The sequence below is a fragment of the Erwinia sp. CGal63 genome, assembly GCF_037026505.1.
Taxonomy (GTDB): Bacteria; Pseudomonadota; Gammaproteobacteria; order Enterobacterales; family Enterobacteriaceae; genus Erwinia.
The window spans coordinates 209,100-228,740 of record NZ_JAKUMN010000001.1; the positions used below are offsets into that span (position 1 = coordinate 209,100).

Below are 19,641 nucleotides of genomic sequence, written 5' to 3' on the forward strand. Positions count from 1 at the left end.
AATTGATTGTTATTACAGCGTCGACGCGGTAAAAATGAGAACAAAATCACGCATTGACGTTACTCAAGCCCTCAAAGAAAGGGCGGATCGGAAAAAGGCAAACATGATGATGGCTAAAACCTGGGGAGTTGGGGTGAATAAATTACAACATTCAATAGTGCATCGCCTGCCGCAGAGCTATCGTTGGGGCGTCGGCAATCTGCCCGAGCCGCGCCTGACGGACGTGCTGGCGGCGGAAGACGATTTAATCGGGCTTAACCTGCTCAGCCATCAGGGCGCGCAGGCCTGGGATATCATGCAGATGCTGAAAGAGGCGCTGGCGGAGATCCAGCTCGACTGCGCCGTGGTCGAATGGGAAGGCGAACCTTGCCTGTTCGTAGCGCGCAACGACGAGTGCACTGCCACCTGTCGCCTGAAAAACTTTGGCGTCGGCATCGCCGAAACCTTCAAAGATATGCCTGCCTGAGCCAGCCTCAGGCAAGCGCAATCAGCTCCTGCGTATAACGCGCTTTCGGCGCGGTAAAGAGGGTTTCGCAGTCGCCCTGTTCCACGACTTCTCCCTGACGCAGCACCACGACCTGATGGCACAGCGATCTGACCACGCGCAGATCGTGGCTGATAAAAATATAGGCCAGCTGATGATCCTGCTGCAGCTTTTTCAATAGTGTCAGGATCTGCTTCTGCACGGAACGATCCAGCGAAGAGGTCGGTTCGTCCAGCACGATCAGCCGTGGCTTAAGGATCAGCGCGCGCGCGATGGCGATGCGCTGCCGCTGGCCGCCGGAAAACTCCGCCGGATAGCGATGGCGCGTTTCGGCATCGAGGCCGACTTCCTGCATCGCCTGAATGACCAGCGCTTCCCGCTGCTGTTCGTTCAGCTCGGGCTGATGTACCTGCAGCCCTTCCGCGATAATCTGCTGGACGTTGAGACGGGGATTGAGCGCGGAGTTTGGATCCTGAAAAACCACCTGCATTTCGCGCCGTACCGGCAGCATCCGTTTGCGATCCCACTGATGCAACGGCCTGTCGCCAAGCCAGATTTCGCCTTCAGCCGCAATCAGCCGCAGCAGCGCCAGCCCGGTGGTGCTTTTACCGGAGCCGGATTCACCGACCAGCCCCAGGCTTTCGCCAGGACGCAGTTCGAAGCTCAGCGACTTCAGCGCCTGATGCGCGCCCGTTACGCGGCGCAGCAGCCCTTTTTTCAGGGCGAAGGCGACACTGAGGTTACTAACGCGCAGCAGCGGCGGCGCGGCACGATCCACCGCATCCGGCACGCCTTCCGGCTCCGCTTCCAGCAGCGTGCGGGTATAGGGATGCGCGGGGGCGCTAAACAGCTGACGGGCGCTGTTGCTCTCCACGCCCTGGCCGTTGCGCATCACCAGCACGTTATCCGCCAGCTTCTGCACGATATTCAGGTTATGGGTGATAAACAGCAGGCCCATATTCATCTCTTGCTTCAGCTCTTTCAGCAGAACCAGAATCTGCGCCTGCACGGTCACGTCGAGCGCGGTAGTCGGCTCGTCGGCAATCAGCAGCTGTGGTCGCGTCAGCAGCGCCATCGCAATCATCACGCGTTGACGTTCGCCGCCGGAAAGCTGATGGGGAAAATCACCCAGCCGTTTGGCTGGCTGCCGAATGCCTACGCGATCCAGACAGCTGAGGATTTCGGCTCTCGCCGCTGCCGCGCGCATCCCGCGATGCAACGAGAGCACCTCGTACAGCTGCTTTTCGATGCTGTGCAGCGGGTTCAGCGATACCATCGGCTCCTGGAAGATCATCGCCATGCGATTGCCGCGCATAGCGCGCAGCGTCCGCTCGTCGGCCTTCAGCATATCCTGACCGCCGAACAGGATCTCGCCTTGTGGATAGACTACCGGCGGCGTCGGCAGCAGACGCATCATGGAGAGCGCGGTTACGCTCTTGCCGGAACCGGATTCGCCCACCAGCGCCAGCGTTTCGCCAGCCTCCAGGCTCAGCGACAGATTATCGACCACCTGGCGGTCAACGCCGGCCTGGCGAAAGGCGATGCTTAAGTTTTTGACGTTCAGCAGCGACATCAGTGCACCTTACTGGGATCGAAGGCGTCGCGAACCGCCTCCCCGATAAAGATCAACAGCGACAGCAAAATCGCCAGCGAGAAAAAGGCCGCCATGCCGAGCCAGGGCGCCTGAAGATTGTTTTTACCCTGCAGCAGCAGCTCGCCCAGCGAAGGCGAACCCAGCGGCAGCCCGAAGCCGAGGAAATCCAGCGAGGTCAGCGTGGTGATAGAGCCGCACAGGATAAACGGCAGCCAGGTCAGCGTCGCCACCATGGCGTTCGGCAGCATATGGCGCAGCATAATGGTACGATCGCCGACGCCCAGCGCCTGCGCGGCACGGATGTAGTCGAAATTACGGGCGCGTAAAAACTCGGCGCGCACCACGCCGACCAGCTGCATCCAGCCGAACAGCACGCTAATCGCCAGCAGCCACCAGAAACCAGGTTGGATCACGCTCGACAGCAGAATAATCAGAAACAGCGTCGGCATACCCGACCAGACTTCGATAAAGCGCTGTCCCCACAAATCGACCCGGCCGCCGTAGTAACCCTGACAGGCGCCGACGATAATGCCGATAACGCTGGAGATTAGCGTCAGCATCAGGCCGAACAGCAGCGAGATGCGCGCGCCATAAAGAATTCTCGCCAGCACGTCGCCGCCGTTGGCGTCGGTGCCCAGCCAGTTTTCCATCGAGGGCGGAGAAGGGAAGGGCACGCTGGAGGCAAAGTTGATGGTGCCGTCGCCAAATTTAATCGGCGCCCAAATGGCATGGCCCTGCAGACGGGACTTCAGCCAGGGATCCTGATAGTCCGCCTTTGTGGCCAGCTCGCCGCCGAAGTCGGTTTCGCTGTAATTCACCAGCAGCGGAAAATAGAAGCGATGCTCGTAATGCACCACCAGCGGCTTGTCGTTGGCCAGCAGTTCGGCGCCGAGACAGAGCACAAACAGTACGGCGAAAATCCACAGCGACCAGTAGCCGCGACGGTTATGACGAAAACGCTGCCAGCGCGCCTGGTTTACGGGGCTTAATCGGCTCATCAACGTCCCTCGAAATCGATGCGCGGATCGACCAGCGTATAGGTGATATCGCTGAGGATATTCAGCAGCAGGCCGATCAGGGTGAAAATATAGAGCGTACCGAACATTACCGGATAGTCGCGCTGGATAGTGGCGTCGTAACCCAGCAGGCCGAGACCGTTTAAGGAGAACATCACCTCAATCAGCAGCGAACCGGTAAAAAACATGCTGATAAAGGTGGCCGGGAAACCGGCGATCACCAGCAGCATGGCGTTACGGAAAACGTGGCGATAAAGGATTTTCTTTTCATCCAGGCCCTTCGCGCGCGCCGTCACCACGTACTGTTTGCGGATCTCATCCAGAAAGGAGTTTTTGGTCAGCATGGTCAGCGTGGCGAAGCCGCCAATCACCGTCGCCAGCACCGGCAAAGTGATATGCCAGAGGTAGTCGGTGATTTTGCCGTACCAGGGCAGCGAGTCGAACTGCGCCGATACCAGTCCGCGTAGCGGGAACCAGTCCAGGTAGCTGCCGCCTGAGAACAACACGATCAGCAGCGTAGCGAAAAGGAAAGAGGGAATGGCGTAGCCGATGATAATCAGCGAGCTGCTCCAGATATCGAAGGCGCTGCCGTTATGCACCGCCTTGCGGATGCCAAGCGGGATCGACACCAGATAGATAATCAGCGTGCTCCACAGCCCCAGCGACACCGAAACCGGCAGGCTCTCTTTAATCAGCTGCACCACCGAGCTGCTGCGAAACAGGCTGTCGCCAAAGTCGAAGCGCACGTAGTTCCACAGCATCGTCAGATAACGCTGATACAGCGGCTTATCAAAGCCGTAACGTTTGGTAATTTCCGCCACCACTTCCGGATCCAGACCGCGCGAACCGCGATACTGGCTGTCGCCGGGCTGCGCGTGCAGCGTACTGCGGCCCTGAGTTTGTGGCGTGCTGCTGGCGCCCGGCATTCCGGTGGACTGACCGAACTCGATATTGGCCAGCGCCTGATCGACCGGGCCGCCCGGCGCGATCTGCACAATAAAAAAGTTAATGGTGATAATCGCCCACAGCGTGGGGATAATTAATAACAGTCTGCGTAGCAGATAAGCGCCCAAATCTGACTCCTTAACGACGCTGCGCCGGCAGCTTCGCGGCTTTATTCACGTCATACCACCAGCTGTCGAAGCCTAAAGAGTAAGTCGGCCGCGTGGCGGGCATTGAAAATTTATCCCAGTAGGCATAGCGATCGCTGGCGCCGTACCACATCGGGATCATGTAAAAGTTCCACAGCAGCACCCGATCCAGCGCGCGGCCCAGCGGCAGCAGGGCTTTTTCGTCGCCCTGATGCTGATTAATCTGTTCGATCAGCCGGTCAATGACCGGGCTGGCGACGTGCGGCCGGTTATAGCTGGAGTTCAGATAGGCGCTGGACCAGTAGATTTGCAGATTGCTGTCGGGATAGGGCATCGCCGGGTAGGGCGAAACCAGCATATCGAAATCGCTTTTACGCATACGCGCCAGATACTGCGAGCTGTCTGTCTGGCGGATAACCAGCGTAATCCCCAGCCGCGCCAGATTATGCTGGAAGGGCAATACCCACTGATCGTTGCCGCCGCTGCGCAACAGCAGTTCAAAGGTGAAAGGCCTGCCGTTTTTATCCACCAGCCGCTGATTCTTCAGCGTCCAGCTCGCCTGCTTCAGCAGATCGACGGCTTTCAGCAGATTAGCGCGATCGTAGCCGCTGCCGTCAGTCACGGCGGGCTGATAAATCTGCGAGAAAACCTCGTCGGGAATTTTGCCCTTGAACGGCGCCAGAATTTCCAGCTCCTGCGCATTCGGATAGCCGCTGGCGGCATAGTCGGTGTTTTGAAAATAGCTTTGGGTTCGCTTATAGGCGCCATAAAACAGCGCCTTGTTCATCCACTCGAAATCAAAAGCTAACGAGATGGCTTCGCGTACCCGGCGATCGGTGAACAGCGGTTTCTGAACGTTAAAAGCGAGCCAGTTTGAGGCGGTGGTCACGGTATTCGGCTTTTCATCTTTGATGATATAACCGTTTTCAAAGTTGCGGCCGCGATATTGCGTTGCCCATTTTTTTGCCGAACCTTCGGCGCGGAAATCAAACGCGCCCGCTTTAAACGCCTCAAACGCCACGTTGTCATCCAGATAATAGTCGTAGCGCAGCGTATCAAAGTTAAACCGTCCTTGGTTAACGGGCAGATTAGCGGCCCAATAGTCCTTCACGCGCGACCAGGTTACCGATTGCCCGACCTTATAAGCGGTGACGCGATAGGGGCCGCTGCCGGGCGGCGGCGCGGGCAGCGGTTCGCTGAGATTATGATCCTGCCAGAAACTTTTCGGGAAAACCGGCAGGGAAAGCAGCGACAGCATCATATCCTTGTTGCCGGTCGGCAGTTCAAAACGCACCGTCAGCCGCGAAATCGCTTTGGCCGTGACGCCTTTATAAAACACCCGAAACTGCGGCACGCCTTCGGTCATAAATTTATTGAAAGTAAAAGCGGCGTCTTCTGCGGTAATCGGCGAGCCGTCCTGAAAGCGCGCCTGCGGATTCAGCGCAACTTCCACCCAGCGATAGCTTTGCGGATAGCGGGCGAATTCGGCAATCAAGGGATAGAGGCTGCCCGTTTCATCTTCGGAATTGACGAACAGCGTATCGTAAAGCGTGTCCGTGCCCGCCGCCGGATTGCCGCGCGAGGCGAAACGGTTGAAATTATCATAGGTGCCGATAGCGGAGAGCGTAATGCTGCCGCCTTTGGGCGCGGCCGGATTCGCATAGTCGAAATGCGTGAAGTTAACGGCGTATTTAGGTTCGCCGAGCTGCGCAAAGGCGTAGCTCTCGTGAATTTCATCAGCCCGCGCCGCCGTCGCGGCCAGGCAAAACAGCAGTAAAGTCAACCAGCGAAGTATCATCTTATTATCCGAATTCAGACAAAAACGCAGCGCGAGGCACAGCCTGCCAGATGCGCGCCGCGGAAGCAATGCGCCATATTATCCTTTACGTTTCCGCACGGCGCAGCGCGTAAATTTACCCTGCGGCCGCTTCGCTGCTGTTCTCATGCTGAAAATAGTCAATCAGCTGCGTGACCGTGCGCGGCCGGCTGAACAAAAAGCCCTGAAAGTGGCAAACGCCGCGATGACGCAGCCAGCGCGCCTGTTCACCGGTTTCCACGCCCTCAGCCACCGTATGCAGATTGAGCTTTTTAGCCAGCGCCAGCACGGCGTCCAGCACCGGCGAAGTAAAGGATTCGCGGGCGATATTTTTCACGAAGCCCCGATCTATCTTCAAATAATCAAAGCGGAACTTTTCAAGATAGATCAGCGCGCTGTGACCGGTGCCGAAATCATCCAGCGCGATGCGGATATTTTTGCTGCGCAGCCAGTCAAACACGGACTGAGCATTGCGGGTTTCCACCATAGTGCGTTCGGTAATTTCAAAAACGTAGCTGAAATGATCCTGCGGCATCGCCTGCAGCCACTGCGTGACGTCCTGATAAAAGGCGGCGTCGCTCAGGTGGGTCGGGGAAAGGTTCAGGTTCAGGTTGGTGCCTGCGGGCACCGCATGGCATAGCCTGTGGCAATCGCGTGCCACCAGCTCGAACAGATGGCGGGTCAAGGGCACAATAAGATTTTTGTTCTCGGCGTAGCGGATAAAAGCGTCGGGCGGGATTGCGCCCGCTTCAGGATGCGTCCAGCGCAGCAGCGCTTCCAGGCCACAGGCTTTGCCGGTCGCGGCGGCGATCACCGGTTGATACTCAACGTGAAACTCACCGCGCCGGATACCCAGCAGGATCTCTTTGCCCGGTCGGGCGCGCAGCGTCAGCAGAATAAAACAGACAAGGCCGCCAGCAAGGCCCAGCAGCAGGCCAACCGGCACTATCAGCGTGATATCGTCAGCGGAGAGTTTGCCGCCGTACAGCCGCAGCTGTAAAGGGTAGTCGGGCAGATTAATTGTTTTTAATGCGTCGCCGGGAAGCGAGCCGACGGCGTCCACGCGCTGCTCCCAACTGGTCAGCGCCTTTTTCCCGGTGACGATAGCCATTCCGGTGATTTCCTGCTGCCTGCCGGTAAACAACAGCCAGGGCGTGAGATTAATATTCAGGGTAACCAGCAGGCCGTTACCGGCTTCGCCATTTCGCAGCCAGAGCTGTAAAACAGGCTTATCGGGCGACAGCGGCGCGGCGGCCAGCTGGATATCTATTGCTTTTCGGGTATCCGTCGCGGGCGAAAGCTGCGCTATATCGGTTTGCATCTCGCCCACCAGCGAAGAGCAGTAAGCCTGATTGTTGGCGACCAGCAGAATGGTTTGAATATTATCGTTAAAGGCCGCTCGCTGGGTCAGATCGCTTTTTACGGCGGCGCAGGCGGAATGAGGCAGTTGTTGAAGCGGCAGCAGATTGTGATTTAGGTCATCAAACATTGTCTGCACGTAGGCCTGCGTATTTTTCGCCAGCCTGTCATGGCTGTCGGCGCGGCGCTGCAGCATCACAATCAGCACAAGAGCAATAAAGGCCAGAGACAAAAATAAGCCAAAGGTCGCGCTAAAGCAGGCAATCTTGCGAGGATTGAGAAGAGGCCGCGTAAGGCTTGATGAGAGTGGCATGGGGTTTGTCTCCCGGAAGTGCCTGTTTAGTCATTGCGCTGTCCTGCACAACAGGCGCCCGTTTCAGTACGGCAGGATATACCGGGAAAGCGTGTTTTGTCTCCATATAATTATGATTAGCATCGCTTTTTTAACGTATTCTGTTATAGCCGGCAACGGCTTGCACGCATGTGGCATGAAAGGCAAAGCAACGGTAAACGGGCAACAACAAGGGTTAGCAAAGAAAAACCCCGCATAGAGCGGGGTTTATCAAAGTAGAGCTTTCTCGTTCGCACAGACTTCAGGGATATCAGCTTTGCGTACGGCTCAGTACCCGGCGGGCGTCGCGATAGCGGTTCTTCCAGTAGGCGTCGTTGAGATTTGAAATCATGACGCCGCTGCTGGTGGAAGCGTGAACAAAGTTATCGTTGCCCAGGTAGATGCCGACGTGGCGACCGGTGGAACCGGCGCGGAACAGCACTAAATCGCCCGGACGCAGCTTGCTGCGCTGAATGCTTTTCCCGGTATCTTCCTGTTCGTAGGTGGAGCGAGGCAAATCAAGGCCAAACTGCTCACGAAACGTGGTCTGCACAAAGGCAGAACAGTCAATGCCGCGTTTACTGGTACCGCCAAGACGGTAACGAACGCCTTTCCAGTCCGAATATTGATCCATCAGGCGGGATTTAATATCCACATTCTGAACCATCTGTTCGAATTCATCCTGAGACGCTTGCAGTAAAAAGCCGTTGTGGCCGTTAACTGCATGCGTATCAGTTTGTGCATTGCTATGGGTATTCGTCGAGCTACAGGCTGAAAGCAGCGTGGCTAATGCCACTGCGGGCAATACCCGCCATATATATCTCAGAATCGGTTGAGACTTGACCATTATGTTTGTGATCCCTTGAAGTCCTTAACGACAAAAGTCGCTAGCTATGCGAAACGGAACGAGAGTAATTAGCGCAGGCGCGCAAGACAATTTCACAAAATTCAAAATGTGCGAAAGTGCACAGTTTAAAATGTAAATAATGGAAATATCTTACAGCTTTGTCCTAATCGGAAATGAGATTACCCGATTAACAGCGCGGTGGCGAGGGGTTTTACCGACTTTTTTACAGGTTTTTATGATAAGAAACAGTGAGGTCGCAACATGGCCACTTTATCGGCGGAAAAGGCGAAAACCTGAGGGCGTCTGAGTAAAAAAAGCGTTAAAAAAGGCGATTCGGCTGTGAATTAGTTTAATAATGATAATTATTTTCTGCGGCCAGTGGATTCTGCTGGCCGCAAGTCATAAGGCTGGCTTTTGCATAAAGTGGGATTTTGTGATTTACATCGCATAAAAAAACAGAGCGAAAAGGGATGTAAAGATCTTTCGCTCTGTTTTTTGCGCAATAAAAAGCCGCGCAATTAATTAGCTGGCTTATATTTTCCTGGTAAATAGCGATATAGCGCGTTCACCAGCCAGTCGCTGCCTGGCGTAATTAACCACCAGCTCATGCCCGTCAGCACGACAGAGAGCGAGCCCACCGCCACATCGGTAAACCAGTGCGCGCCAATCATAATGCGCGGCGTGGCGAATATCAGCACGATCGCTACGGCGATTAAAAACGCGCGGCGGCCAAAATAGCGCAGCATAAAGCAGGCGAAAATCATTAGCATCATACCGTGGTCGCCAGGGAAGCTGTCGGAAGAGGCGTCTTTGGTTGGAATGCCGGTTAGCGTCGTCACATGGTTAACGTCCGGGAAAAACTTCGTCGGGCTTGGGTGTGAAACCGGAATCAGATGGCCGAGCTGATTCAGCACTACCGCCGTCAGTAACATAGTGACGCCAATGGCGAACAGCCGTCTGCGTCCCTGAGGCGTCTCGCGCCGCCAGAAGCTGTAGTAAAGCGCGCCCATCGCCAACAGAGATACTGCGTCAAAAGGACGGAAGTTAGTGATGGCCACCAGCCACAATAGCGCTTTATTAGTGACCAGACGCTCGTTAAACCAGTAAAACAGGTTTTTATCCAGCGTAAACCAGGCGCCGTGGTTTTCCGGCAGATACCAGGAAAAAAACAGCGCCAGTCCCAGTGCATTAAGCACCAGGATAGTGAGTAAACGATTAGCTCGCATTTTATTGATATTAAGTTAAGAAGAAGTGATGGCGTACATTATACAACAGGGGTTAAACGAAGTTTCAACAAAGATGCCTGCAGGCTGTTCCAGTCAGCTTCTTCTTCGTGAATAATTTCGATCCTGCTGTCTGGCGGCAGGGTCTGACGAGTTTCGATATTAAAATCTTCGCCCTGACGATTTACGCTCAGCAGACCTTCAGGAATACGCATCACGCCTTTAACCCGACTGACCGGAGAGAGTCGCGCCCACTCCAGCAAACCGACCGTATCGAAGACGGTGTCCGCATCAAATACCCATCCGCATGAGTAATAGCCCTGGCCCTGATTAAGCGAACGCCGCCAGCGGGTGTTCTGCACGGGCGCCAGCGCCGCCAGATGCGAAGCGGGTCTGGCGTGATGATGCGTCGCCTGCGGCAGCGGCCGCTGATTCAGCCGTGGTCGCGTCAGCAGCTCACCAGCGATCTGGCCGAAGCGGGCAGGGATGACGGGACGCTGCAGCTCATCCTGCTCGCGCCAGCGTTGCAGAGCGGCAAGCGTGGCTTCATCCCAGCGATCTTCTTTATTGGCGACAATAATATCGGCCGCCGCCAGCTGATCGCGAAAATTTTCATTCTCCGTTACACGGGCTTCTTTCAGCTGGCGCGGGTCGAGCAGGCAAAGCGTGGCGTCCAGCGTCAGCCAGGGCTGATAAACATCGGCGGAGAGCAGATCGAGGATCTGCTTAGGGTGGCCTAAACCGGTCGGTTCAATTAGCAGACGATCAGGTCTGGCCTGTTTTAACAGCATATTCAGTCCGACCTGCATCGGCAGGCCGTTAACGCAGCACATGCAGCCGCCCGGAATTTCTTTTAGTATCGCACCGCTCTCCGCCAGCAGCGCGCCATCTATGCCGACTTCGCCGAATTCATTAACCAGCACCGCCCATTTCTCTTTCTGCGGTTTTTGCGCGAGCAGATGGAGTAGCGTGGTGGTTTTACCACTGCCTAAAAAACCAGTAATAAGATTAACTCTGGTCATAGTATTCTCCTTAACGGTCATGGATGGTAATGCGGACTCGAAGCACCAGTAAGCGTTGCCGACTATATTAATAACCAGGAAGTTACTAATGAGGTAAATATGAGCAGTATGAAATTCGCGCTGATGTTTTTTCTCGCCGTGCCAGGATGCGCGCTTGCTACACAATCCGCCAGTACAGGGATCATTTCATTTTCCGGTGCGGTTACCGTTGAGGGCGATCCGGAGCAGCAGGCCGACGCTCAGAACTACCGCGACGATCAGGTTACGGCAGCCCCCGTTTCGCTGCGCATAGAAGAAATGCCGACGGACAATACTGCTTATACTGATGTCAACTGGCTGGACAGCGAGAGACGACACGGCGTATTGACCGTCAACTACAAGTAAATTGTTATAACATAACATTCCTGGCGAGGCATCCTGCGATTGCCGCCGACGCGCAGTTAGTCTGCGCGACCCATATAGCGGCGTTCGGCGATATGAATGCGGATGCGTTCGCCGCTGCTAAGATATTCCGGCACCTGAATCACCAGACCCGTGCTCATCGTCGCTGGCTTGGTGCGAGCGCTGGCGGATGCGCCTTTAATGCCTGGCGTGGTTTCGATAATCTCCATATCCAGCGTTTGCGGCAGCTCCAGCGCAAGGATTTGGCCATCCATCGTCAGCACCTGAATGCCCGGAATGCCGCCTTCCGGAATAAACAGCAGCTCCTCTTCGATCTGATCTTTTTTAAAGACGTAAGGGGTATAGTCTTCGTCATCCATAAAGACATATTCGTCGCCATCCACATAAGAGAAGGTGACCTGACGACGGCTTAACGAAATCGCCTCCAGAATATCGTCACCCTTGAAGCGCTCTTCGACCTTCATGCCGGTACGGATATCGGTAAAGCGCATTTTATAAAGGGTGGAAGCGCCGCGCGCGCTGGGACTTTGTACATCAATATCTTTAACTAACAGCAGTTTGCCGTTGTGACTGACGGCCATGCCTTTTTTAATTTCGTTTGCTCTTGGCATTGGGTTATTCCGGTAAAAGAAGCGGTGGAAAGCATCGCGACAACTTACTCTTGCTGAAGCCTCCAGGCAAGTGCTGAACGTGACATAGTATTCCCCGGACGCGCCTGCTATTGTCGCGCTTTCAATCAGAGGATCCCCCATGCAATGTCGAGCTGCCTGCGGCGCCTGCTGCACCGCGCCTTCCATCTCAACGCCTATACCCGGCATGCCCTACGGCAAGCCGGCCAATACGCCCTGTGTTCAGCTGGACGAGCAGCAGCGCTGCAAAATTTTTACTTCTCCACTGCGGCCCGCCGTTTGTGCCAGTCTGAAACCGGATGCGGAAATGTGCCGCGACAGTCGGGAAGAGGCGATGGTCTGGCTGCTGGATCTGGAACAGCAAACGGCGAGCTGTTAATCAGCTGTTGGTGGAAAGTAAAGCATCAGCCATTTGTCAGCAGAAGGCGCGTTTTTTCTGAAAGGAAAAGGCGAAGTGTGCGTCGCTTCAAAAATCTGCTACCTCGTTGGCGTTAAAACTTGCCAGAAAGGCCGGATCGGGGCCAAAATCATTGAAACGTTTCAGCGTTGTCGGCACAGACAGTTAGCGGCCTGAGGGGCCGTTTCCCGGCCCTGTAGCTGAAACGATTCAATGAAGCAGTGAGGAGAACTATGTTCCAGCTTGAACTGAATGCAATTCATCCCGGCGCCAGGGCCGGAGATAAAGAAGAGGCTATCCGTCAGGTAGCGGCTGCGTTGACCTCGGCCGGCAATGTGGGCGAAGGGTATGTCAACGGCATGCTGGCCCGCGAACAGCAAACCTCGACCTATCTCGGCAACGGCATCGCGATTCCCCACGGCACAACCGATACGCGCGATCTGGTACTGAAAACCGGCGTGCAGGTTTTCCAGTTCCCGCAGGGCATCGCCTGGGGTGAAGATCAGACCGTTTATGTCGCTATTGGCATCGCCGCTAAATCGGACGAGCACCTGACGCTGCTGCGCCAGCTGACGCACGTCCTGAGCGACGACAGCGTAGCGGAACAGCTGAAAAACACCGACTCCGCAGAGACGCTGCGTAGCCTGCTGATGGGCGAAAAACAGGGAACGGAATTCAAATTCGACACTTCGCTGATCACCGTCGACGTGGCGGCCAGCGATCTGATCACCCTGCAGGCGCTGAACGCGGGTCGCCTGCAGCAGGCTGGCGCGGTTGACGCCAGCTTTGTCAGCCGCGTCATCGCCTCGCGTCCGCTGAACCTGGGGCAGGGCGTCTGGCTGAGCGACAGCGCCGAGGGCAACCTGGGCAGCGCCGTCGCCGTAAGCCGCAGCGCGACGCCTTTTGATGTCGATGGCGAAAAAGCCGCGCTGCTGGTCACCGTTGCGGTGGCCGACGAGCAGCCGCTGAACGTGCTGAACTACTTAAGCGATCTGTTGATTAAACAGAAGGCGGAGCGCCTGCTGAGCGCTGATGCGGCGGGCATTCTGGCGCTGCTGACCAGCGAAGTTTCCGAGCAGGCCGACGTGCTGACGGAAGAGTTCACTATCCGCAACGAACATGGCCTGCATGCTCGTCCGGGCACGGCGCTGGTTAGCGTTATCAAGAAATTTAACTGCGACGTTACGGTGACCAACCTTGACGGTAGCGGCAAACCGGCCAACGGCCGCAGCCTGATGAAAGTGGTGGCGCTGGGCGTGAAAAAAGGCCACCGCCTGCGCTTCACCGCCAGCGGCGAAGATGCCCGCGCGGCGCTGGATGCGATCGGCGAGGCAATCAACGCCGGTCTGGGCGAGGGGGCGGCATGAGCAGACGCGTAGCAACTATTACGCTGAACCCGGCCTACGATTTAGTGGGCTACACGCCAGAAGTTGAGCGCGGCGAAGTTAACCTGGTAAAAACCACCGGACTTCACGCCGCTGGCAAAGGCATTAACGTCGCCAAAGTGCTGAAGGATCTGGGCATCGATGTCACCGTCGGCGGCTTTTTAGGCAAAGAGAACCAGGACGGCTTTCAGCATCTGTTCAGCGAGCTGGGCATCGCCAACCGTTTTCAGGTAGTGGAAGGCCGTACCCGCATCAACGTCAAGCTGACGGAGAAAGATGGCGAAGTTACCGATCTTAACTTCTCCGGCTTCGATGTAACGCCGCAGGACTGGGAGCGTTTCACGGCCGACTCGCTGAGCTGGCTGGGTCAGTTCGATATGGTTTGCGTCAGCGGCAGTCTGCCGGCAGGCGTCAAACCTGAAGCCTTTACGGAGTGGATGAGCGCGCTGCGCACGCATTGTCCATGCATTATTTTCGACAGCAGCCGCGAAGCGCTGGTGGCCGGCCTGAAAGCCGCGCCCTGGCTGGTGAAGCCAAACCGGCGCGAGCTGGAAATCTGGGCCGGGCGCAAGCTGCCGACCCTGCAGGATGTGATTGAGGCGGCGCATGCGCTGCGCGAACAGGGGATCGCCCACGTGGTGATTTCGCTGGGTGCAGAAGGCGCGCTGTGGGTTAACGCTTCAGGCGAATGGATCGCCAAACCGCCAGCCTGTGAGGTGGTGAGTACCGTGGGTGCGGGAGATTCGATGGTTGGCGGGCTGATTTACGGCCTGCTGATGCGTGAATCCAGCGAGCATACCCTGCGTCTGGCCACCGCCGTGGCAGCCCTGGCGGTAAGCCAGAGCAACGTGGGCATTACCGATCGTACCCAGTTGGCCGCGATGATGGCGCGCGTCGACCTGAAACCCTTTAACTGACAGCAGGAGAGGCATAATGAAAACGCTGCTGATACTTGATCCTTCGCTGGGGCTGGCTACCAGCCATCTGGCAAAAAATATCACCAGAGCGGCCGCAGCCGCGAAAGGGCTGACGCTGACGGAAAACCTGGCGGAAGCCGGGCAGATTATCCTCGTGGGCGAAATGCCGCCTGCGAATAGCGATTTGACAGGCAAAGCCGTTTACCAGACCACGGCTGAACGGCTGCTGCGCCAGCCGGATGTGGAGCTGGACAAAGCGCAAACCGAGGCGAAAGCCTGGACGGCCGTAGCCAAACCGGCAGTGGCAAACAGCGCCGCCGACGTGGTCGCCAGCGGGCCAAAACGTATCGTGGCGGTGACCGCCTGTCCGACCGGCGTGGCACATACCTTTATGGCGGCGGAAGCCATTGACGCCGAAGCGAAAAAACGCGGCTGGTGGGTGAAGGTAGAAACGCGCGGCTCCGTAGGCGCGGGCAATGCCATCACGCCGGAAGAAGTGGCGGAAGCCGATCTGGTTATCGTGGCGGCGGATATTGAAGTCGATCTGGCGAAGTTCGCCGGTAAGCCGATGTACCGTACCTCTACCGGACTGGCGCTAAAGAAAACCGCGCAGGAGTTTGATAAAGCGCTGGCGCAGGCTAAACCTTATCAGCCGCAGGGCGGCGGCCAGCCAGCGGCGCAGGGCGAGAAAAAAGAGAGCGCGGGCGCCTATCGTCACCTGTTGACCGGCGTTTCCTATATGCTGCCGATGGTGGTAGCGGGCGGCTTAAGCATTGCGCTTTCCTTCGCCTTCGGTATTACCGCTTTTAAAGAGCAGGGTACGCTGGCGGCAGCGCTGATGGAGATCGGCGGCGGCAGCGCCTTTAAGCTGATGGTGCCGGTGCTGGCAGGCTTTATCGCCTTCTCGATTGCCGACCGTCCGGGCCTGACGCCGGGTCTGATCGGCGGCTGGCTGGCCAGTACCATCAACGCTGGCTTCCTGGGCGGCATCATCGCCGGTTTCATCGCCGGTTACGCCGCGAAATTTATCAGTTCTAAACTCAGGCTGCCGCAGAGTATGGAGGCGCTGAAACCGATCCTGATAATTCCGCTGGTCGCCAGCCTGATCACCGGCCTGCTGATGATCTATGTGGTGGGTGGCCCGGTTGCAAAAATCATGGAAGGGCTGACTCACTGGCTGAGCAATATGGGCACCGGCAACGCCGTGCTGCTGGGCGCGGTGCTGGGCGGCATGATGTGTACCGATATGGGTGGCCCGGTGAACAAAGTGGCTTACGCTTTTGGTGTCGGCCTGCTCAGTTCGCAAACCTATGCGCCGATGGCCGCTATTATGGCTGGCGGCATGGTGCCGCCGCTGGCGATGGGTCTGGCGACGCTGGTTGCGCGCAGGAAGTTCAACAAAGGTCAGCAGGAAGGCGGTAAAGCGGCGCTGGTACTGGGACTGTGCTTTATTTCCGAAGGCGCTATCCCGTTCGCGGCCCGCGATCCGATGCGAGTGCTGCCATGCTGTATCATTGGCGGCGCGCTGACAGGCGCAATCTCAATGTGGGTAGGCGCGAAACTGATGGCGCCGCACGGCGGCCTGTTTGTGCTGCTGATCCCAGGCGCGATTACGCCGGTGCTGGGCTATCTGCTGGCGATTATCGCCGGTACGCTGGTGGCCGGCCTCTCTTACGCGGTGCTGAAGCGCCCGGAAGCGGAAATGGCTAAAGCCTGAGTGCGGTAGAGTGATAAAAAGCGCGGGCGACCGCGCTTTTTTTTCGTCTGTCAGTTCTGTTCCGACTTGAGCCAGGCGATTTCATCTTTCCAGATATCGGGATTGACGGTTTCCAGAATTAATGGGATATGGTCGAAACGGCTGTCCTTCATCAACCAACTGAACACCGTTTTGCCGATATTGCCTTCGCCGAGACTGTGGTGACGATCGACGCGGCTGGCAAATGCGCTTTTCGCGTCGTTCAGGTGCATACCGCGCAGATACTTAAAGCCCACGATGCGCTCAAATTCTTCAAACGTTTTTACGCAATCTTCTTCGGTACGCAGATCGTAACCGCCCGCGAAAGCGTGGCAGGTATCAATACAGACGCCGACGCGTGATTTATCCTCCACGCCATCAATAATCGCCGCCAGATGCTCGAAGCGAAAGCCCAGGTTGCTGCCCTGGCCAGCGGTGTTTTCAATCACCGCCGTAACGTTTTGCGTCTTATCCAGCGCGATATTGACCGATTCGGCGATACGCTTCAGGCAGGTTTCTTCGTCAATCTGCTGCAGATGGCTGCCCGGATGGAAATTCAACAGCGTCAGGCCCAGCTGGTCGCAGCGCTGCAGCTCGTCGATAAAGGCGACGCGTGATTTCTCCAGCGCCTCCTCCAGCGGATGGCCCAGGTTAATCAGAAAACTGTCGTGCGGCAGGATCTGCGCGGCGCTGTAGTTGTATTTCTCGCAGGCGTTGCGAAAGGCGGAAATCACCTCTTTGCCGAGCGGCGCCGCGCGCCACTGGCGCTGATTTTTGGTAAAAAGCGCAAAGGCCGTCGCCTCGATTTCATGGGCGCGCAGCACCGCCTGATCCACGCCGCCGGACGCGCTGACGTGGGCGCCGATATATTTCATGCCTGCTCTCCTGTCTGTTCTTCTGAAGCGGGCCATCATAACCGGAAACGGCGCGAAATTATGCCAGCAAATGTTGGATCGCCAGGTTAATTGCGCCGCCGCCCGCCAGTAGCCAGACAAACAGCAGCAGGCCCAGCAGCAAAGGCTTGAGTCCCGCCTGCTTCAGCAGGCTGAATTTCGTGGTTATGCCCAGCGCGGTCATTGCGACAGCCAGTAAAAAATTATCCACCGCGTTCAGAACAGCGACATACGGTTGCGGCAACAGATGCAGCGAATTAAACAGCGCCACGCCGATAAAGCCCAGCGCGAACCAGGGAAAACTTACGCCGCCGCCAGCGTGGCCAGCGCCACCAAAGCGGCTCAGCAGCAGCAGAAAAGGCGCCAGCATCATTACCCGCAACATTTTGGCGATCACCGCGGCGTTCTCCGCTTCCGGGCCGATGGCGTGACCCGCCGCGACAACCTGCGCAACTTCATGTAGCGTGGAGCCGGTAAAAATGCCCCATTGCGTGGGCGTCATATTCAGCAGCGTTGTGCCGATTTCGCGCCACAGCAGCGGGTAAAGAAAAATGCCGAGCGTGCCGAACAGCACAACGGTAGCTACCGCGACGGCGACTTTTTGCGGCTCCGCTTTAATCACCGGTTCCGTGGCCATAATTGCCGCCGCGCCGCAGATGCTGCTGCCGGCGCCAATCAGCCAGGCGGTATCGCGATCTAACCCCAGCACGCGGCGACCCAGCCAGCACGCCAGCAGAAAGGTGGAGGCCAGCGTCAGCAGATCGGTCAGCACGCCGCTCAGCCCGATAGCGGTGATTTGCTGAACGGTCAGACGAAAACCGTACAGCACGATCCCAAGCCGCAGCAGTTTCTGTTTAGCGAAAAGCACGCCGGCGTCGCAGCGCCAGGCCAGCCTGCTATAAAAGGTATTGCCTACGACAATACCGGCCAGCATCGCCAGCGTCAGGCTGCCCAGTCCGCTGGCCGCAACGGCAGGCTGACTGCCGAGCCAGCCCGCGACGGCGGCCAGCAACAGCGTCAGCGTCAGACCCGCGGCATAACGCAGCGGCGTTGAAAGTGAAGGCGTAAAGGAAAGTTCGGCCATAGTCAGGTTCCTCCAGAAGACTTGCGCAGCATGACGCAGCCTGGCTTAAAGGAGAAATTGTTTATATATTTATAATTAACCGGAATAAGTGATATAAGAGAGGGCAGGATGTTCAGACGATTCAGAAAATGGGCGAGCCTGATGCGCAAAAACGGCGTCACGCTCTGGTATGCCTGTCGCGACCCGCGCACGCCGCTCTGGCAGAAAGGCATAGCCGTGGGTCTGGCGGTTTACGCCTTCAGCCCGATCGATCTGATCCCGGATTTTATTCCGGTGGTGGGACTTCTGGACGACGCCGCTATCGTGCCTGTCGGCATGATGCTGCTGCTGCGTCTGCTGCCAGAGGAGGTGCGGCTGGAGAGCCAGCGGCGCATCGCCGCCACCCAGGCAAAAAGAAAAACAGGTCGTCGCATGGGAATGATCCTGCTGCTGTGGCTGATGATTGTTATCGGGCTGGCGCTCTGGTACGCCAGGTAAGGAAAAATAATGCATATCACCTTAAGGCAGCTTGAAGTCTTTGCCGAAGTGCTGAAAAGCGGTTCGACCACCCAGGCGTCGCAGGTGCTGGCGCTGTCGCAGTCGGCGGTCAGCGCGGCGCTGGCGGATCTGGAAAATCAGCTTGGCGTACAGCTATTTGACCGGCCGGGAAAGCGGCTGATGGTCAACGAGCACGGCAGGCTGCTTTATCCGCGTGTGGTCGCGCTGCTGGAACAGGCCACGGAGATTGAACAGCTGTTTCGGGAAGATAGCGGCGCGCTGCGGGTCTACGCCAGCAGCACCATCGGCAACTATATGCTGCCGGGCATGATCGCTGGCTGGCGGCGTGATTTCCCCGATCTGCCGCTGGAGCTGAGCGTCGGTAACAGCCAGGACGTGATTAACGCCGTGGTCGATTTTCGCGTGGACGTTGGGTTTATTGAAGGACCGTGCCACGTCAGCGAGCTGATCGGCGAGCCCTGGCTGGAGGATGAGCTGGTAGTGTTCGCCGCTGCGGACGCGGCTATTTTTCGCCAGCCCGTCACGCTGGAAGCCCTGGCGGCCGCGCCGTGGATCCTGCGCGAGCACGGCTCCGGCACTCGTGAAATTGTCGACTATTTACTGCTTTCCCATCTGCCGCAGTTCAGCCTGGCGCTGGAGCTGGGTAACTCCGAGGCGATTAAACACGCCGTTCGCCACGGCATGGGCATCAGCTGCCTGTCGCGCCGGGTGATCGCCGAGCAGCTGGCTGCCGGAACGCTGCGAGAGGTGCCCATTCCGCTGCCAAAGCTCAAGCGCACTCTGTATCGCGTTCATCACCGTCAAAAACATCTGTCGAAAGCACTGCTGCGCTTTTTAAGCTACTGCGCTGAATAACAGGAAGCGCGCCAGCGCGGCAATCGGAAAGACTCTTTTACGGGGCGCTAATAATTCCTGACG

The 19,641-nt window shown here is 57.1% G+C and carries 19 protein-coding genes; 8 read left to right on the forward strand and 11 right to left on the reverse strand.

The features are described from left to right. Positions 1–133 precede the first annotated feature (133 nt). Positions 134–466 carry a YejG family protein gene (locus tag MKZ79_RS00835; RefSeq protein ID WP_336139255.1) on the forward strand — a complete coding sequence of 111 codons (333 nt, stop codon included), beginning with the start codon at positions 134–136 and terminating at the stop codon, positions 464–466. 7 nt (positions 467–473) lie between these two features. On the opposite strand, the gene yejF is transcribed toward MKZ79_RS00835, so the two are convergent. The 8 genes from yejF to MKZ79_RS00875 all read right to left on the reverse strand — a co-directional run bounded on the left by yejF (position 474) and on the right by MKZ79_RS00875 (position 10,783). Next, positions 474–2,057: a microcin C ABC transporter ATP-binding protein YejF gene (gene yejF / locus MKZ79_RS00840; RefSeq protein ID WP_336139257.1), complete on the reverse strand. Its 1,584-nt coding sequence runs from the start codon at positions 2,055–2,057 to the stop codon at positions 474–476. Further along, the gene (locus tag MKZ79_RS00845; protein ID WP_336139259.1) at positions 2,057–3,076 is read right to left on the reverse strand and encodes a microcin C ABC transporter permease; all 1,020 of its coding nucleotides are present in this window, start codon (positions 3,074–3,076) and stop codon (positions 2,057–2,059) included. Before MKZ79_RS00845 ends, yejF begins: the two co-directional genes overlap by 1 nt. Next, positions 3,076–4,167: a microcin C ABC transporter permease YejB gene (locus tag MKZ79_RS00850; protein ID WP_336139262.1), complete on the reverse strand. Its 1,092-nt coding sequence runs from the start codon at positions 4,165–4,167 to the stop codon at positions 3,076–3,078. Before MKZ79_RS00850 ends, MKZ79_RS00845 begins: the two co-directional genes overlap by 1 nt. Before the next feature lie 10 nt (positions 4,168–4,177). After that, positions 4,178–5,983, reverse strand: coding sequence for an extracellular solute-binding protein (locus MKZ79_RS00855; protein WP_336139263.1), 1,806 nt, complete (start codon positions 5,981–5,983; stop codon positions 4,178–4,180). A 115-nt stretch (positions 5,984–6,098) separates the two neighbouring features. Next, positions 6,099–7,673, reverse strand: coding sequence for a cyclic di-GMP phosphodiesterase (locus tag MKZ79_RS00860; protein ID WP_336139265.1), 1,575 nt, complete (start codon positions 7,671–7,673; stop codon positions 6,099–6,101). Positions 7,674–7,962: 289 nt separating this feature from the next. Next, positions 7,963–8,538: a bifunctional murein DD-endopeptidase/murein LD-carboxypeptidase gene (mepS, locus tag MKZ79_RS00865; RefSeq protein WP_336139267.1), complete on the reverse strand. Its 576-nt coding sequence runs from the start codon at positions 8,536–8,538 to the stop codon at positions 7,963–7,965. A 518-nt stretch (positions 8,539–9,056) separates the two neighbouring features. Beyond that, positions 9,057–9,764, reverse strand: coding sequence for a phosphatase PAP2 family protein (locus MKZ79_RS00870; protein ID WP_336139269.1), 708 nt, complete (start codon positions 9,762–9,764; stop codon positions 9,057–9,059). A gap of 38 nt (positions 9,765–9,802) precedes the next feature. Then, complete coding sequence (locus tag MKZ79_RS00875; RefSeq protein WP_336139271.1) at positions 9,803–10,783, reverse strand: CobW family GTP-binding protein; 981 nt, start codon at positions 10,781–10,783, stop codon at positions 9,803–9,805. A 99-nt stretch (positions 10,784–10,882) separates the two neighbouring features. On the opposite strand from MKZ79_RS00875, the gene MKZ79_RS00880 reads away from it, so the two are divergent. After that, positions 10,883–11,167, forward strand: a complete 285-nt coding sequence (locus MKZ79_RS00880; RefSeq protein ID WP_336139273.1) for a hypothetical protein — start codon at positions 10,883–10,885, stop codon at positions 11,165–11,167. A 56-nt stretch (positions 11,168–11,223) separates the two neighbouring features. Here the strand turns inward: MKZ79_RS00880 and yeiP are convergent, their stop codons facing one another. Next, positions 11,224–11,796: an elongation factor P-like protein YeiP gene (gene yeiP / locus MKZ79_RS00885; RefSeq protein ID WP_253459914.1), complete on the reverse strand. Its 573-nt coding sequence runs from the start codon at positions 11,794–11,796 to the stop codon at positions 11,224–11,226. 139 nt (positions 11,797–11,935) lie between these two features. On the opposite strand from yeiP, the gene MKZ79_RS00890 reads away from it, so the two are divergent. From MKZ79_RS00890 to fruA, 4 genes are all read left to right on the forward strand, one after another. Next, entirely contained in the window at positions 11,936–12,193 is a 258-nt protein-coding gene (locus MKZ79_RS00890) for a YkgJ family cysteine cluster protein (RefSeq protein ID WP_336139276.1), read from the forward strand. 251 nt (positions 12,194–12,444) lie between these two features. Next, entirely contained in the window at positions 12,445–13,578 is a 1,134-nt protein-coding gene (gene fruB / locus MKZ79_RS00895) for a fused PTS fructose transporter subunit IIA/HPr protein (RefSeq protein ID WP_336139278.1), read from the forward strand. Then, positions 13,575–14,513, forward strand: a complete 939-nt coding sequence (gene fruK, locus MKZ79_RS00900) for a 1-phosphofructokinase (RefSeq protein WP_336139279.1) — start codon at positions 13,575–13,577, stop codon at positions 14,511–14,513. Before fruB ends, fruK begins: the two co-directional genes overlap by 4 nt. Before the next feature lie 16 nt (positions 14,514–14,529). Continuing rightward, positions 14,530–16,230 (forward strand): PTS fructose transporter subunit IIBC, encoded by a 1,701-nt coding sequence (fruA, locus tag MKZ79_RS00905; protein ID WP_336139280.1) that lies wholly within the window; start codon positions 14,530–14,532, stop codon positions 16,228–16,230. A gap of 50 nt (positions 16,231–16,280) precedes the next feature. On the opposite strand, the gene nfo is transcribed toward fruA, so the two are convergent. Together nfo and MKZ79_RS00915 are read right to left on the reverse strand one after the other, a co-directional pair. After that, on the reverse strand, positions 16,281–17,123 hold the full coding sequence (gene nfo / locus MKZ79_RS00910; protein ID WP_336139281.1) for a deoxyribonuclease IV: 843 nt from the start codon (positions 17,121–17,123) through the stop codon (positions 16,281–16,283). 58 nt (positions 17,124–17,181) lie between these two features. Further along, positions 17,182–18,225 (reverse strand): YeiH family protein, encoded by a 1,044-nt coding sequence (locus MKZ79_RS00915; protein WP_336139283.1) that lies wholly within the window; start codon positions 18,223–18,225, stop codon positions 17,182–17,184. Between the two features lie 108 nt (positions 18,226–18,333). Here MKZ79_RS00915 and MKZ79_RS00920 point away from each other — a divergent pair, with 108 nt between their 5' ends. Together MKZ79_RS00920 and yieE are read left to right on the forward strand one after the other, a co-directional pair. Next, entirely contained in the window at positions 18,334–18,702 is a 369-nt protein-coding gene (locus tag MKZ79_RS00920) for a YkvA family protein (protein WP_336139285.1), read from the forward strand. Positions 18,703–18,711: 9 nt separating this feature from the next. Then, positions 18,712–19,578, forward strand: coding sequence for a DNA-binding transcriptional regulator YeiE (gene yieE / locus MKZ79_RS00925; RefSeq protein ID WP_336139287.1), 867 nt, complete (start codon positions 18,712–18,714; stop codon positions 19,576–19,578). Positions 19,579–19,641: the final 63 nt, after the last annotated feature.